The organism is Mycobacterium sp. MMS18-G62, from assembly GCF_053877835.1.
Genome location: NZ_CM132662.1, coordinates 2,234,761 through 2,250,075, shown reverse-complemented (window position 1 = coordinate 2,250,075; position 15,315 = coordinate 2,234,761). Strand labels below are relative to the sequence as shown.

Below are 15,315 nucleotides of genomic sequence, written 5' to 3'. Positions count from 1 at the left end.
GCACCGGGACCGAACACCACTATATATTGACGCCAGCCGCTAATCGCCAAGCTGTGGGTGTTCGGTTGGCTACCAGCGGTCCGGGCCGCGGGACTTACGCCGAGAAAACGCCAAACCGACGACCGCTACCATCGCGACCGCTCCGAGAGCGATGGTCACCTGCTTAGGCGCATCCGCGTCCGATTGATCCGGAGATGGGGAGTCGGTGGAGACGGTGTCGGTCACCTCGTGCGCGATTCCGACGGAAACCGCCTCGTGCGTCTGCGGCGGTTCACCCGGCGAGGTTATGACGATTGCCAACATGAGTAACAGCGCATACGCAACTATTGCCAAGATGCGGCCAGGCCGCCGAACGTGCAGTTTGTCCACCCTGGAGAAGCCCCCTATTTGTTGCCCGTCAAATTTGCCATTTATTGACGGGCGAACCAAAACCCACTGTGCCAGCTTCCGGGCATCAATACCACTACCCCGCGAGGTCTAAACCTCTCGAGTTGCCGAGCGGTGTTTTTCCTCAAAGATGCTTATCAACGCCGGTGACAGGCGTACAGCTTTAAGGACGTCAGCCCGATGCGATCCCCAGGAGCGAGATGACAATACTGCGCAAGGTCCGCACGGTTCTAGCCATCGTCTGCATCGTCGCATTGGCCGCATTCGGCATCGCGGCGTGCGGCGGCAAGAAGACCGGCGGCGGCGGTGGTGGCGGAGGCGGCGACATCAACGTCGCGCTGACATCGTTCCCCGACTACATCGACCCGCAGCTCTCCTACACGCTCGAGGGTTGGGAGGTGCTCTGGAACGTCTACACCCCGCTGCTGACGTACAAGCATGCCAAGGGCAAGGAAGGCACCCAGGTGGTGCCCGCGCTGGCCGAGAAGATGCCCGATATCTCGCCCGACGGCAAGACCTACAAACTCAAGCTGCGGCCGAACATGAAGTACTCCGACGGAACACCCATCAAGGCATCCGATTTCACGTACAGCATCCAACGGCTGTTCAAGGCCGACTCCGGCGGCTCGGTGTTCTACGACAACATCGTCGGCGCCAAGGACTACGCCGACGGCAAGGCGCAGACGATCACCGGCATCAAGACCGACGACAACACCGGTGACATCACGATCGAACTGACCGAAGCCAACGGCACATTCGAGAACGTGCTCGGGCTGATGTTCGCCGCGCCGGTGCCGCCGATCACCCCGCTGGACAAGGACGCCACCAACAACCCGCCGCCGTCGAGCGGCCCGTTCATGATCAGCAAGGTTGAGGCGCCCCGCACCATGACGTTGGAGCGCAACCCGAACTTCAAGACGGTCAAGGACGCAGGCGCCGACGACGTGGCGGACGCAGGAGTCAACAAGATCACCATCACCGAGAACAAGAACAACAGCGCGCAGGTGACCGACATCGAGCAGAACAAGGTCGATTTCATGGTCGACCCGCCGGCGTCCGACCGGCTGCAGGAAGTCAAGACCCGCTACGGCAACCGCTTCCGCCTGGAGAACTCGATCAACACCTACTACTTCTTCATGAACACCGAGAGGGCACCGTTCAACGACCTCAAGGTGCGTCAGGCGATCAACTACGCCGTCGATCCCGAAGCCCTCAACAGGATCTTCGGTGGGCGCATGCACCCGACGCAGCAGATCCTGCCACCCGGCATGCCCGGCTACTCCGAGTACAAGCTGTACCCCGGACCCGACCTGAACAAGGCCAAACAACTGATCGCAGAAGCCAATCCAGCGGACCGCAACATCACCGTCTGGACCGATGACGAACCGGACCGCAAGCGGATCGGCGAGTACTACCACGACCTGCTCACCCAACTCGGTTTCAACGCGACGCTGAAAGTCATTGCGGGCGATGTCTACTGGACGACGATCGGCAACCAGTCGACACCGGATGTGGACACGGGATTCGCGGACTGGTTCCAGGACTTCCCGCACCCCGATGACTTCTTCCGTCCGCTTCTGCACGGCGATTCCATCCTGCCGACCAACGGCAACAACTATTCGCGGGTCAACATCCCCGCCAACAACGCCAAGCAGGACGAGCTGCTGACGAAGCTGATCGGCGACGGAGGCGTCGAGCAGCAGTACGCGGATCTGGACAAGTCGTACATGGAGCAGGCGGTGTGGGCGCCGTACGGCAACGAGCAGTACACCACGTTCCTGTCCGAACGCATGGACTTCGACAAGTCCTATCACCATCTGCTGTTCAACCAGGATTACTCGTCCTTCGCGATCAAGTAGCGGGCGATGGTCGTCCCCGTCGGCGAACTGGAGATCCCAGGAGAACCGCCACTTCCCACCGGTGTGCCCGCATCTCAGATCCAGGGCCGCAGCCCCTGGTATCTGGCGTGGCTTCGGCTGCGGCGCAACAAGGTTGCGCTGTTCTGCGGCGTCGTTTTCGTCCTCATCGTGCTGTTCTGTCTCGCAGCGCCGCTCTGGGCGGAACACGTCGCGCACACCGGGCCGAACGAGAACCACATCACCGAGAGGGTGATGATCGACGGGCAACCGACGAATGTGGTGGCGCCCGACGGCACCCCGATCGGGCCGGGCCTGCACGGGCAGTACCTGCTCGGTGCGGACCAGAACGGCCGCGACGTGATGGTGCGGCTGATGTACGGCGGGCGCACGTCGATCTACATCGGCCTGGCGGCCGCCGCCGTCACCACCGTGCTGTCCGTGATCGTCGGTCTGCTCGCCGGCTACTACCGGGGCTGGATCGACTCGGTGTTGTCCCGGATCATGGATGTGATCTGGGCGTTTCCCGTTCTGCTGCTTGGCATCGCGTTGGGCACCACATTGGCCATCGGGGGCCTCAAAGTCGGACCGCTGGCGATCGCGGGTGATTCGATCTGGATTCCGATCCTGATCATCGGCTTCGTCTATGTGCCGTACATGGCCAGACCGATCAGGGGCGAAGTCCTCGCGCTGCGCGAAAAGGAATTCATCGAGGCCGCCGTCGCGCAGGGCAAGGGGCCGGTGCGCATCATGTTCTCCGAGCTGCTGCCGAACATCGTCTCGACGATCATCGTGTTCTTCACGCTGAACATCGCCAACAACATGTTGCTCGAGTCGGCGCTGTCGTTCCTCGGCGCAGGCGTTCGCCCGCCCAACGCCTCATGGGGCACGATGATCGCCGACGGCTACGAGATGATCTACACCGCACCACATCTGACGATCGTGCCTGGCCTGATGATCATCGCGACGGTGTTGTCGCTGAACGTTTTCGGTGACGGCCTTCGCGATGCACTCGACCCGCGAGCCAAGATACGGCTGGAGCACTGAGCCGATGGCGAAACGAGAACTCTGATGGCCAGGTTCGTCGCTCGGCGCCTTCTCGGCATGGTCGCGGTGTTGTTCGCGATCTCGGTGATCGTGTTCCTGATCTTCAACGTCGTGCCCAATTCGGACCCAGCGGCGCGCATCGCGGGCAAGAACGCCGACCCGGCGCTGATCGCAAGGGTCAGTGCGGATCTCGGGCTGGACAAACCTCTGCCCGTGCAATACCTGACGATGATGAAGCAGATCTTCACCGGCCAACTGATGTCATATGCCAAGGACCGCAACGTCGTCCAGCAGATCTGGGAAGGGGTGCCCGCCACGTTCTCGCTGTGCATCGGGGCGGCGGTCATCTGGATGACGCTTGCCGTGCTGTTCGGGTACATGAGCGCCATCCACGCCGGCAGGTTCACCGACCGGGCGCTGACAATCCTTTCGCTGGTAGGGATTTCGATGCCTGTCTTCTGGCTGGCCGCAATTCTGCTGTACTTCTTCACCTTCAAGGTTCAGCTGTTCCCGACGGGCAGTTACGTGCCGCTGACCGAAGACCCGGTGGGCTGGGCGTATCACCTGATCCTGCCCTGGCTCACGCTGGCGGTGCTCTACGTCGGGTTCTACAGCCGGCTGCTGCGCTCCAACATGCTCGACGCGATGAACGAGGACTACGTCCGCACCGCCCGCGCCAAGGGGCTCTCCGAGCGGCAGGTCCGTATCCGCCACGTGCTTCGCAACTCGATGATCCCGGTCGTCACGCTGTTCGGCCTCGACTTCGGCATGGTGGTCGGCGGCGGCGCGATCCTCACCGAAACCGTCTACAACCTCAACGGCGTCGGGCTGTATGCAGGTGAGGCGATCCGCAGCCTGGACCTGCCACCGCTGATTGGAGTCACGCTGTTCGGCGCGTTCTTCATCGTGCTGTTCAACACGTTCGTCGACATCGCCTACGCACTCCTGGATCCGCGCATCCGGCTCGGTGAGGCGGCGCCCGCATGACACAGCTGTTGACAGTCGACGATCTGAAGGTCAGTTTCGCCACGGAAGACGGGATGGTCCGCGCCGTCGACGGCGTCTCCTTCAATTTGGCCGCGGGCGAAATCCTGGCCATCGTCGGTGAATCCGGTTCAGGGAAAAGCGTTACCGCTCAAACACTGACGGGCTTGACCCGTGCGCCGAACGCGAGGATATCGGGCTCGATCACGTACCGCGGCCGGGAAATCAACGGCCTGGACGACGATCAACTGCGCGACATTCGCGGTGAACAGATCGCGATGGTCTTCCAAGATCCGATGACCTCCCTGAATCCGGTCTACCGCGTGGGCCGACAGATCGCCGAGATGATCCGCGCGCACCGTGACGTCTCGCACCGCGAGGCAGAAGAACGCGCGGTCGAATTGCTGCGTTCGGTGGGCATTCCGAATCCCGAACGCCGGGTGCGCCACTATCCGCACGAGTTCTCCGGTGGCATGCGCCAGCGCGTGATGATCGCGATGGCGCTCGCACTGGAGCCACAGGTGTTGATCGCCGACGAACCGACCACCGCGCTCGACGTCACGGTGCAGGCCCAAATTCTGCGGCTGATAGACGAACTCAACCGCGACCGCGACCTGGCAGTCATCCTGATCACCCACGACCTCGGGGTGGTCGCCGAGGTGGCCGACCGCGTCCTTGTGATGTATGCGGGCCAGATCGTCGAGGACGCGACGCTCGACGAGATCTTCTACGACCCGCAGCACCCATACACCTGGGGGCTGCTCGGCTCACTCACCCGGCTCGATCAGCCGCGCGGCGAACGGCTAACCCAGATCACCGGCCAACCCCCGTCGCTGCTGGACCCGCCGCCGGGCTGCCGGTTTGCACCGCGTTGCCCCTATGTCTTCGAAAAGTGCGATGAGTTACCACCTTTGGCGGCCCGTGCCGGCGGCGCACACCTCGACCGCTGCTGGCTGGATCCAGCCGAGAAGAAGAGGCTGAAGCCGTGACCGCGCTCCTGGAGGTGACCGACCTCGTCAAGCATTTCCCGATCAAGTCGGGACTGGTTGTCGATCACGAGGTCGCAAGGGTGCGAGCGGTCGACGGCGTAAGCCTGACACTGAACGAAGGCGAAACGCTCGGATTGGTCGGGGAATCGGGCTGCGGAAAATCGACGCTATGCCGGGCCATTCTGCAGTTGCTTCAACCGAATTCGGGGTCGGTGCGGTTCCTCGGTGACGAGCTGACCGGCCGGTCCCGACGGGAGCTGCGGCCGATGCGCAGGCAGATGCAGATGATCTTCCAGGACCCGTTCGCCTCCCTGAACCCGCGCAAGCGAGTCGGCCAGATCGTCGGAGACCCGCTGGAATTGCATGGCCTCGCGAGGGGCTCCGAGCTGAAGCGGCGGGTTCAGGATCTTCTCGACCGCGTCGGGCTGAACCCCGAGCACTACAACCGCTATCCGCACGAATTCTCCGGCGGCCAGCGGCAGCGGATCGGCATCGCCAGAGCGCTTGCGCTGCAACCGAAGCTGATCGTCGCCGACGAGCCCGTTTCCGCCCTGGACGTATCCGTGCAGGCGCAGATCATCAACCTGCTCAAGGATCTTCAGCAGGAGTTCGGCCTGTCGTACCTGTTTGTGGCGCACGATCTCGGCGTCGTCCGCCATGTCTCTGACCGGGTCGCGGTGATGTATCTGGGCAAGGTCGTCGAGAACTCCGCCACCGAAGATCTGTATCGCAGGCCGATTCACCCGTATACCAATGCACTGTTGTCGGCGGTGCCGATTCCCGACCCGAAGCGCAACGCGGCGCGCGAACGACTGGTGCTCGAGGGCGACGTGCCGAGCCCGATCGACCCGCCGCCAGGTTGCAGCTTCCACACCCGTTGCCCGTTTGCGACCGAGGTGTGCACGACGGACGAACCTGCGCTCGTCGAACATGTTTCCGGCCACGTCGCGGCTTGCCACCATCCGCGCAACGTCGCCGACGCCTCTTAAGGGGCGGCGGGGGCCGGCACCTGAATGGGGATCGGCACCGGGACGAACGGGACGTTGATGTAGGTCGTCGTCATCGTCGTGGGTGTTGTCGTGGTGGTCGTGGTGGTGGTAGTCGTTGGCGTGGTCGTGGTGGTGGTCGTCGTCGTGGTCGTGGTCGTTGTTGTTGTTGTGGTGGTGGTTGTCGTCGTCGTGGTCGGCGTGGTCGTGGTCACGTACGTCGTCGTCGGCGCAGGCACGGTCGTCGTGGGTGTGGGCGGCGGCGGTGGCGCTTCGCTGGTGACCGTGACGGTTTCGACGGGCGCGCTCGACGGCGGCGGCGCGGCGCTCGTCGGCGCCGCCGAGGTGGCGGTGTGCGGAGTTTCGGTGGCTTTGGTGCTGTCGCTCGCGCTCGTCAGAGCGATCGCCACACCACCCACGGCGATCAGCGCGACGACCGCGGCGAGCCCGAATATCAACTGCGGCAACCGGTGCCAGCTGCGCGGCTCTTCGATCGGCTCGGTCGGCGGCACGTACTCCACCGGCGGACGCGCGGCTGTGAAACCGGTGTCGTACACATCTCCGGTGTAGGGAACGGGTTCGTCGGCGGTGTCGTCCTGCGACCAGGCCAGCGCGCGGAAGGTGGCCGACCCCGGCTCGTCGGCTGGGGGCGCGACGGCACCGGGGACCACCGGAGCGACACCGGTCTGGACGTCGGCTTCGGACCCGTATGCCGCGAACAGCGCGGCACCGACTGCCGCGTCCAATGCCGGCTGAGGCGTCGTCAGCACCGGGGCCTGGGAGTGCTGGGACAGCTGCTGAGTGATCAGCGGAATGCTCGCCCCGCCACCGACGGTCACCACGGCCGAAACGTTCGACCAGCTGATCCTGTTGCGCAACAACGCATTATCCAGCTCGCTGAGCACACCGGCCAGCGGCTGGGCGATCAGGCTTTCCAGCTCGGTGCGCGTCACGCGGATCGCGGACCGATACCCCGGCAACTCGACGACGAGTTCGGTGACCGTCTCCGCGGACAGCCGCTCCTTGGCGTTGCGGCACTCTTCACGCAGCCGGGTCAGCGATCCGACTGCGGCTGTGCCGGCGGGATCGAGGTCACCGGCGTTGGCGATGCCGTCGATCACATGGCTCAGCAGCGCCTGATCGATCTGGTCGCCGGAGAACTCGGTATATCGAGTGGTCTCCTCGATCGGCTCGTATGCCGAAGCGGCATCGGCCAGGGTGATGTTCGTTCCGCTACCGCCGAAGTCCAGCAGCGCCACCACACCGTGCGCAGTGAGCCCGGGATTGGCGTGCAACGCCGTCAGCGAAGCTACGGCGTCCGAAACCAGCCGTACGGGCATGCCGTTGGGCGCCAGGCTCGGGTTCGCGCGCATCGCGGTACGCAACGCACGCAGCGTGGCCGATCCCCAGTGCGCAGGCACGGCGACGGCAATCTGCGACGACGGCTCGCTGCCCGTCGCATAGATCATCGTTTCGAGCGCCTCGACGAGCAGGAGATCGGCGTGGTACGACGAACCGTCCGGGGCGACAAGCGGCACAGGGTCGCCGACGCGCTCAACGAATCCGCTCATGGTGAAGCCCGACGCGGGCAAGGTCAGCACCGCACGCCGTATCACCGGTTGATTGCCGACACGGGCCGCGACCAAGTTGGTCGTCCCTATCGACAACCCCAACGGGTCGCTCATAACGCAGCACACGATAGCCGCCCGCGCAGTCCAATTCCGTTAGACACTCCGCGTTTTGGGCAGCATTGCCAGCGGGTTTGACCCAGCCACATAGCTGAGACACAGAAAGCGGTGCTGTTGTTGGAGGCGTGAAGACATTGACACGATGCGCAGCAACGACATTCGCCATCACAGCTGGGTTGGGCCTGGTAGGCGTAGGAGCGGCGACGACCGCCCAAGCCGAGATCGGTGAATTCCCTGGCTATCACTGGTGCCCGGGTGAGGACTGGCACCCCGAGTGGGGCGACAACTGGGATGGCGGCACGTGCCATGACGACCACCACCGCGATATTGACGGACCCGATCATCACCGCGACTTCGGTGCTCCTGTGCGCTATTACGCTCCGCGCTACCACTGGTGCCCCGGTGAGTTCTGGCGCCCGGAGTGGGGTTTCAACTTCGACTGGAATACCTGCCACGACGACCATCACCGCGACGGCGACGGTGACAACCACAACAACGACTTCTGGGGCTGAATCGAGGGGTTTCGTCGTTGCCGGTCTGGGTACTGCATGGCCATGACGTCACTGTGGCTAACGAACCGAGTCGACCGGCCGTCAACGCCCGGTCCGCTGAAGGACGCGGACCGAAAGGCCGATGTGGCGGTGGTGGGCGCGGGAATCACCGGGCTGATCACCGCGGTCCTGTTGGCCCGGGCCGGCAAGGACGTACTCGTCCTGGAAGCAACGTATGCGGGTGCCGGCGCGACCGGCAATACCACCGCGAAGATCAGCCTGCTGCAAGGCACCAAGCTGTCGAAGATCGTCGGCAAGCATGGCGTCAAGACGGCCAAGCAGTATGTGCAGGGAAATCGCGAAGGCCAGGAATGGCTCGTGCAGCATTGTGAGGCACACGGCATCTCATTGCAGCGCGAGGACGCCTACACCTATGCCCAGTCCGAGCAGGGCGTGGCGTCGGCGCGAAGCGAGCTGGAGGCGTGTAAGGCCGCAGGAGTCGACGCGGAGTGGGCCGACGACGCCGATGTGCCGTTCCCGTACCACGGTGGCGTGCGGCTGGCTCATCAAGCGCAGTTCGACCCGATGCCGTTGGTGGACAGCCTCGTCGTCGAGCTCGAGGAACGCGGTGGACGGCTCGTGCAAGGCGTTCGCGTGCAAAAGGTTTCGGGCGAGGGTGACGGGCTGGCACTACACGTGCGCACGTCGACCGGCGACGAGTTCAGCGTCCACGCCGGCCAGTGTGTGCTGGCCACCGGCATTCCGATCCTGGATCGCGGCGGGTTCTTCGCGCGGCTAAAGCCGAACCGGTCCTACTGCATGGCGTACAAGGTGCCGGGAAACATCACCCGCGGCATGTACATCTCCACCGACTCTCCCACGCGCTCGGTGCGCTATGCGCCGACCGCTGAAGGGGATCGGCTCATCGTCGGCGGCGCGGGGCACCCCGTTGGTCACGAGAAGAACCCTGCATCGTCGGTGGAGGAACTGTCGTCCTGGGCCAAGCTGCATTACCCCGGGGCGATGCAGACGCACTACTGGTCCGCTCAGGACTACAGCCCCATCGACGAGCTTCCCTACGTCGGCCCGATCCTCCCGGGTAACGAAAAGATTTTTGTCGCAACGGGTTTCGACAAGTGGGGAATGACCAATGGGACGGCGGCCGCGCTCGCACTGTCCAGCCGCATCCTCGGCGGCCGGATGGACTGGGCCGAGGCATTCGCCAGCTGGAGTCCACACGAGCTTTCCGGAATCCCGAAGGCCATGCAGATCAACGCCGAGGTGGGGCTGTACCTCGCCAGAGGATGGATTACGCCGGTGACCCGGATCGGCGATCGCTCGCCGGGTGATGGCGGTGTCGTGAGCGGACCGCCATGGAATCTGGAGGCCAGAAGCGTGGTCAACGGCGTCGAGCACAGGGTCTCCCCGGTGTGTCCACACCTCGGCGGGATCGTGAACTGGAACGACGCTGACGAATCGTGGGAATGCCCACTGCACGGTTCGCGGTTCGCGCCGGACGGCACGCTGCTGGAAGGCCCGGCGACGCGCAATCTCACTGCGTCCCAGTGAGCAGGTGTGCTGCAATGTCGCCATGGGTGACATCGACGAGATCAAACAAGTCAAGTACCGGTATCTGCGCGCGCTCGACACCAAGCACTGGGACGACTTCGCGGCAACGCTGACCGAGGACGTGGTCGGCAGGTACGGGGAGTCGATCGGTGAGGAGCACCATTTCAAGAACCGCGACGAGCTGGTGACTTTCATGCGGTCGTCACTCGGACCGGAGATCCTCACTGAGCATCGCGTCACCCATCCCGAGATCACCGTCGACGGGGACGAGGCTTCGGCGATCTGGTATCTGCAGGACCGGGTGATCGCACCGGACTTCAACTTCATGCTGATCGGCGCGGGCTTCTACCACGACCGGTACCGCAGAACCAGCGACGGCTGGAAGATCAGCGAGACCGGCTACGACCGCACCTACGATGCGTCGATGTCGACCGAGAATCTCAATTTCAAAGTGAAAGCCGGTCGCGCACTTAATATTTGAGCGCTACTTCGTGATGGCGATCAAAGCGCCCGGCCGAAGCCACTGAATCAGCTTCACCATCATGGCGTCGTCGACGGCGACACAACCGGCGGTGGGACCGCCGTCGGTTGTGTGCAGGAAGAACGCGCCGCCATTGCCGGGCACACGGGCCTTGTTGACGCCCATCACGACGGCGTGGGCATATTGCGGGATTTCGAGGTTTTCGGTGCCGCTGTCGGACGACGTGTCGAACGGGCACTGCGACTTCTTGCACACCTGCATGGTGTTGTAGGTCGGGCTCTTCATGTCGCCGTCCCACCAGTGGTCGGGCCCGACCTGGACGTACTGCAGGCCGCCGCCGGGGTTCGGCTGGGTGCCGAACGCGAAGTCCAGTGTGTAGATGCCCAGGGGCGTGGCCATGTTGCCGTCATGGGTCTCCGCGGCGAACCCGTTGGCGCCGACGTGAGCGGGAATGCCGACGCCGATCGGCTGCCAATCGCCGTTCGTGCGCTGCCAGACGTCCATCTTGGCCGACGAGCCGCCGGCACCGACGACGGAGATCACCTGGGTGGCATTGCCGACAGAGGGTGCAAACCATGGTGTGAATTCGGCACGGCCGACGGGCGCCGCGGCGAACGCGAGCCAGACCGCTGCGCAGAGCACAACCAGCCGTCGGCGCATTGACCAATCGTCGACGGGCCGCCCAGAGAGGTCAAGTAAAGGTTTAGACAAGATTGAGGATCGCTCGATCTGGATACGTAAGGCGTCATGGACATGCTGCCGATGCGACGCCGCCGTGGCATCCGGCAGATCGGTCAAGGCCTCGGAACCCTGGACCGCGAGGTGTTCGAGGCCATTGCAGAGTCGCCCAGTCCCCTGCTCGATGCCACGATGCCACGCCTCACCCGAGCGGCCGATCATTCGAAGCTCTGGCTGGCGATCGCGGCCGCGCTCGTCACGCTTGGCGGGCCGTCGGCGCAGCGCGGTGCATACCGCGGGGTGATCACGCTGGCGGCGACGAGCCTGTTCACCAATCTGGTGGCCAAGCGGGTGTGGAAACGGCCGAGGCCGAACCGTCTCGCGGTGCCGCTGGCACGGCGGAGCCGTCGCTCACCGACGTCGAACTCGCTGCCGTCGGGTCATTCGGCGAGCGCGGCGGCGTTCGCCGTCGGCGTCGGCCTGGAAAACCCACCGCTGGGCCTTGGGCTGGCGCTACTCGCCGGCCTGGTCGGGCTGTCGCGCGTCGCGACAGGGGTGCACTACCCCGGCGACGTGTTCGCCGGGTTCGGCATCGGTGCGGGATTCGCGGTGCTCGGCGCACGGGTGGTGCCGACGGTCGCGACGGTCAAGACGCCGGTCGCCGATCCGCTGCGGGTGGAGACGCCCGAACGTCCGGATGGTGCGGGTGTGGTGTTGGTGGTCAACCCGGCATCGGGCGGCGGGACGGGTGCACAAGTCGTCGACGAAGTGCGAGAGGCGTTGCCGCAGGCCGAAGTTGTGGAAGTCAGCGAGGGCGACGACGTCGAAGAGGTGTTGCGGTCCGCGGCCGAGCGCGCGGAGGTGCTGGCGGTGTGCGGCGGCGATGGGACGGTCTCGTGTGCGGCCGGCGTCGCGATCGACGCGTCAAAGCCGCTCGCGGTTTTCCCGGGTGGCACGTTCAACCACTTCGCGAAGGACATCGGTTGTGACACGGTGGCCAAGACCGTAGAGGCGATACGACGAGGCAGCGTCTCGTGTGTGGACATGGTCTGCCTCAACGAGGGCCGCATGGTGATCAACACCGCGAGCATCGGGGCGTATCCGAAGTTCGTGCAGACCCGCGAGAAGCTCGAGCACAAGGTCGGCAAGCCGCTGGCGGGGATGTACGCGATGGTCCACACCCTGCGACACGACGAGCCGGTGCGGATTTCCTACGACAACAAGACACTTCAGACGTCGCTGTTCTTCCTCGGCAACTCGACGTATCTGCCGTCGGGATTTGCGCCTTCGCGACGGACTCGGATGGACGACGGGTTGCTCGACGTCCGCATCCTGGAAACCGGCCGCAGATTCAGCAGATTGCGCATCCTCACGGCGCTCGTGCTCGGTCGGCTGGAACGGAGCCCGCTGTATCACGAGCTACGGGTGCCGGAGTTCAGCTTCAAGGCGGTAGACGGGCCGACGGTGCTGGCTCACGACGGTGAAGTGGGCACCGAGGTCACCGAAGCCACGTTCAGCTCGCGATACCGGGCGCTGCCGGTGTTTCGTCCGCTGCCGTGACCGGTCGCGACGGCGGCAAAATCAGCAGACAGGCGACGAAGTAGGCGTAGCCGAGGAGCCATCCGGCGAGCACGTCGGAGGGATGGTGCACGTTGAGCACCACGCGGCCGACGCCGATCAACACCACCACCACGGCGCCGAGTCCGATGAGCCATACCCGAAGCGGGCGACTAACGACCGGCAACACGACGGTCAGCAGGGCCAGCACGCTGACCATCACGCCGAGGGCGTGTCCGGACGGAAACGCCGACGATGGTGCGGTCACGAAGGCCGTGGCGGGCCGCGGACGGTTAGTGGCGTGCTTGGCGATTTCGGTGACCAGTCCGCTCAACTCGACGCTGATCACCAGGAAAAGCGCGACCCGTAGATTGCGGCGCACCAATGCCGCAATGATGACTGCGAGGGCGAGCAGTCGAAATGTGGTCGGCCCGAGCGCAGTGCAGAACACATCCCAGGCCGTTACCCAGCCGGGATGGGCGATGCCGTAGCGGTGCAAGACGTCGAGCGCCGATGAGTCGATCGTGGTGATCCAGTTCCACTGCAGCGCATAGCCGATCCACAAAAGGACGTACACCGCGACGGCTGCGACTGCAGAGCAGACGAGCCAGATCCGGTGTTGTCTCATTCGACTAGCTCTACCACGTTCGCAGGTGGCTGCCGTTAAGGTGACGGCCATGGCGGTGTTTCTGCGCAAGTTACTCCGGATCGGCAAGTTGCCCGGCGAGCTGCGCGCCGAAGTGGAAGCCGAGGGAATCATCCATCTGGCCGAGTATGTCTCGGTGACACGACGATTTACGGGCAAGGTCCCGGGTCAGCGGTCGACGGGCAGCGTCGCGAGCTATGTCGGCTCGCTGGTGCTGACGAATCAGCGCGTGCTCGGCACATTGTCAAGTGTGCCGAAGTTGGCGGGCCGCACCATCGATCAGCGGTGGGATGCACCGCAAACGGGCCCCGTCAAGGCCGAGCTTTCAGAAACGGGCCTCACTTTGGACGTCGACGTCGCCGAGGTCGACCCTCGCTTCAGCGGCAAGCTTTCGCTGCATTACAAGGACGAGATCCCGCAAGACGTGCTGATGCGTCTACCCCGGCGGTCGCTTGCGTTCGACGTGCCACCCGAATACGTATTCCGCGCCGTCGGCGTGCCATACGATCCGTAAACCGTTAGAACGGTGGGGGTTTGGAATGTCTGGCGCGGTCTTGTGCGCGGGTGGTCTTGTGGATCGTTGTCATCCTCGAACGAATTCTCTTACCCCCAACCCGTTTGAGCCCCAAGTAGCGAACCTAGTTGGTTGTTGGCGGTGGTTGGGGTTGGAAGGGTTCATACCACCACCAGTCGGCGCGTTCGCCGGTTGGCCCGGCACACGGCGCGACCGCGGGCGGGGGTTTCGTCGGTGGCCGGGCCAGCGAGGCGGCGCTGAGCCGTCGACCCGAGCTGTCGGTGACGCACAGGTCGTCGGCGGGTCCGGTGATGGTGATGACCCCGCGGTGGTGCAGCCGATGGTGATACGGGCATAACAAGACCAGGTTGTCCAGCTCGGTGACACCGCCGTCTTCCCAGTGCCGGATGTGGTGGGCATGCAAACCACGGGTAGCGCCACAGCCCGGGACCGCGCACGTGGGGTGGCGGTGCTCCAGGGCGCGGCGCAGCCGCCGATTGATCAGCCGCGTGGTCCGGCCGGCGCCGATGGGCTGCCCGTCGCGTTCAAACCACACTTCACCGGTGGCATCACACGTCACATATTGGCGCTCAGCATCGGACAGCAGCGGACCCAAATGCAGCCCCGCCAACCGCTGCTCCACATCGACATGCACCACCACCGTGGTGTGCTGCCCATGCGGGCGCCGCGCCACCTCGGCGTCCCAGCCGGCCTCGACCAGCCGCATGAACGCCTCACCGGTGCCCGGAAACGGCGGCGACTGATCAGATGCGCGGTCGGCGTGGTCGCGTTTGTACTCGGTGATCAGGACGTCCCGATGCGACGCCAACGCTGCATCAAACTTCGCGGACTCCAGGTGCGGCAGGGTGATCCGCCAATAGGTGAACTGCTCATCAGAGGTCTTGGTGATCGAGATCTGCGGTTCAGACCCAAACTCCGGCTCGGCTTCGGCTTCGACTTCGGCTTCGGCTTCGGGTTTGGGTTCGGGTTCGGGTCGCGGTTCCAGCTTGACCGCCGTGCGCAACTGGTTGACCGTCGCGACCGCGGCCAACTCGGCGTAATGCTCATCAGAACCCTGGCCCGCGTGCGCCGCGATCACCCCGACCTGATCCAGCGACAACCGACCCTCGCACATCCCCGCCACACAGCGCGGAAACTCCGGCAACCGGTGCGCCACCGTGGCGATCGTGGCAGCGTTTACCGAGGACGCGCCGAGTTTCCAGGCCACCAACGAAGCGACCGACCGCGCCCCCGTCATACCGCAGAGCTCGTCGCGATCGATCTCGGCGACGATCTGCACAATCCGTCCATCAATCGCATTGCGCTGACCGGTCAGCTCCGCCAGCTCCTCGAACAACACCTCAAGACGCTCAGCAGGGCTCACCACCACCGGAGGCGCTGCGGTCAACGACATAACCAAATCTTCGCGGCCGGCTACGACA

15 protein-coding genes are annotated in these 15,315 nt (G+C 64.4%); 10 read left to right on the top strand and 5 right to left on the bottom strand.

Annotated features, from left to right (window positions below):
- Positions 1-69: 69 nt before the first annotated feature.
- A complete protein-coding gene (locus tag ACWW36_RS11210; protein WP_456141605.1) occupies positions 70-303 on the bottom strand; it encodes a hypothetical protein in 234 nt (77 codons plus the stop codon).
- A gap of 284 nt (positions 304-587) precedes the next feature.
- Between ACWW36_RS11210 and ACWW36_RS11205 the strand changes: the two genes are divergently transcribed.
- From ACWW36_RS11205 to ACWW36_RS11185, 5 genes are read left to right on the top strand one after another with little or no spacing between them, the layout of a single operon-like run.
- On the top strand, positions 588-2,246 hold the full coding sequence (locus tag ACWW36_RS11205) for an ABC transporter substrate-binding protein (RefSeq protein ID WP_456141604.1): 1,659 nt from the start codon (positions 588-590) through the stop codon (positions 2,244-2,246).
- Positions 2,247-2,252: 6 nt separating this feature from the next.
- Positions 2,253-3,290 carry an ABC transporter permease gene (locus ACWW36_RS11200; protein ID WP_456141603.1) on the top strand — a complete coding sequence of 346 codons (1,038 nt, stop codon included), beginning with the start codon at positions 2,253-2,255 and terminating at the stop codon, positions 3,288-3,290.
- Between the two features lie 24 nt (positions 3,291-3,314).
- Positions 3,315-4,277 (top strand): ABC transporter permease, encoded by a 963-nt coding sequence (locus ACWW36_RS11195; protein WP_456141602.1) that lies wholly within the window; start codon positions 3,315-3,317, stop codon positions 4,275-4,277.
- Positions 4,274-5,263 (top strand): ABC transporter ATP-binding protein, encoded by a 990-nt coding sequence (locus ACWW36_RS11190; RefSeq protein WP_456141601.1) that lies wholly within the window; start codon positions 4,274-4,276, stop codon positions 5,261-5,263. Before ACWW36_RS11195 ends, ACWW36_RS11190 begins: the two co-directional genes overlap by 4 nt.
- On the top strand, positions 5,260-6,252 hold the full coding sequence (locus ACWW36_RS11185; RefSeq protein ID WP_456141600.1) for an ABC transporter ATP-binding protein: 993 nt from the start codon (positions 5,260-5,262) through the stop codon (positions 6,250-6,252). The genes ACWW36_RS11190 and ACWW36_RS11185 overlap by 4 nt, the downstream gene beginning before the upstream one ends.
- On the opposite strand, the gene ACWW36_RS11180 is transcribed toward ACWW36_RS11185, so the two are convergent.
- The gene (locus tag ACWW36_RS11180; protein WP_456141599.1) at positions 6,249-7,934 is read right to left on the bottom strand and encodes an Hsp70 family protein; all 1,686 of its coding nucleotides are present in this window, start codon (positions 7,932-7,934) and stop codon (positions 6,249-6,251) included. The two genes, ACWW36_RS11185 and ACWW36_RS11180, sit on opposite strands and share 4 nt — an antisense overlap.
- A 128-nt stretch (positions 7,935-8,062) precedes the next feature.
- On the opposite strand from ACWW36_RS11180, the gene ACWW36_RS11175 reads away from it, so the two are divergent.
- From ACWW36_RS11175 to ACWW36_RS11165, 3 genes are read left to right on the top strand one after another with little or no spacing between them, the layout of a single operon-like run.
- Positions 8,063-8,449: a hypothetical protein gene (locus ACWW36_RS11175; protein ID WP_456142700.1), complete on the top strand. Its 387-nt coding sequence runs from the start codon at positions 8,063-8,065 to the stop codon at positions 8,447-8,449.
- A 42-nt stretch (positions 8,450-8,491) separates the two neighbouring features.
- Positions 8,492-9,997, top strand: coding sequence for an FAD-dependent oxidoreductase (locus ACWW36_RS11170; protein WP_456141598.1), 1,506 nt, complete (start codon positions 8,492-8,494; stop codon positions 9,995-9,997).
- Between the two features lie 22 nt (positions 9,998-10,019).
- Positions 10,020-10,478, top strand: coding sequence for a nuclear transport factor 2 family protein (locus ACWW36_RS11165; RefSeq protein ID WP_456141597.1), 459 nt, complete (start codon positions 10,020-10,022; stop codon positions 10,476-10,478).
- A 3-nt stretch (positions 10,479-10,481) separates the two neighbouring features.
- Here ACWW36_RS11165 and ACWW36_RS11160 read toward each other — a convergent pair whose 3' ends face one another.
- Positions 10,482-11,138, bottom strand: coding sequence for a L,D-transpeptidase family protein (locus tag ACWW36_RS11160; RefSeq protein ID WP_456141596.1), 657 nt, complete (start codon positions 11,136-11,138; stop codon positions 10,482-10,484).
- 87 nt (positions 11,139-11,225) lie between these two features.
- On the opposite strand from ACWW36_RS11160, the gene ACWW36_RS11155 reads away from it, so the two are divergent.
- Positions 11,226-12,716, top strand: coding sequence for a diacylglycerol kinase family protein (locus ACWW36_RS11155; RefSeq protein ID WP_456141595.1), 1,491 nt, complete (start codon positions 11,226-11,228; stop codon positions 12,714-12,716).
- Here the strand turns inward: ACWW36_RS11155 and ACWW36_RS11150 are convergent.
- Complete coding sequence (locus ACWW36_RS11150) at positions 12,670-13,341, bottom strand: phosphatase PAP2 family protein (protein ID WP_456141594.1); 672 nt, start codon at positions 13,339-13,341, stop codon at positions 12,670-12,672. The genes ACWW36_RS11155 and ACWW36_RS11150 overlap by 47 nt on opposite strands.
- Before the next feature lie 49 nt (positions 13,342-13,390).
- Here ACWW36_RS11150 and ACWW36_RS11145 point away from each other — a divergent pair, with 49 nt between their 5' ends.
- Positions 13,391-13,873 carry a hypothetical protein gene (locus tag ACWW36_RS11145; RefSeq protein WP_456141593.1) on the top strand — a complete coding sequence of 161 codons (483 nt, stop codon included), beginning with the start codon at positions 13,391-13,393 and terminating at the stop codon, positions 13,871-13,873.
- Positions 13,874-13,997: 124 nt separating this feature from the next.
- Here the strand turns inward: ACWW36_RS11145 and ACWW36_RS11140 are convergent, their stop codons facing one another.
- On the bottom strand, positions 13,998-15,287 hold the full coding sequence (locus ACWW36_RS11140) for an HNH endonuclease signature motif containing protein (RefSeq protein ID WP_456141592.1): 1,290 nt from the start codon (positions 15,285-15,287) through the stop codon (positions 13,998-14,000).
- Between the last annotated feature and the right edge of the window lie 28 nt (positions 15,288-15,315).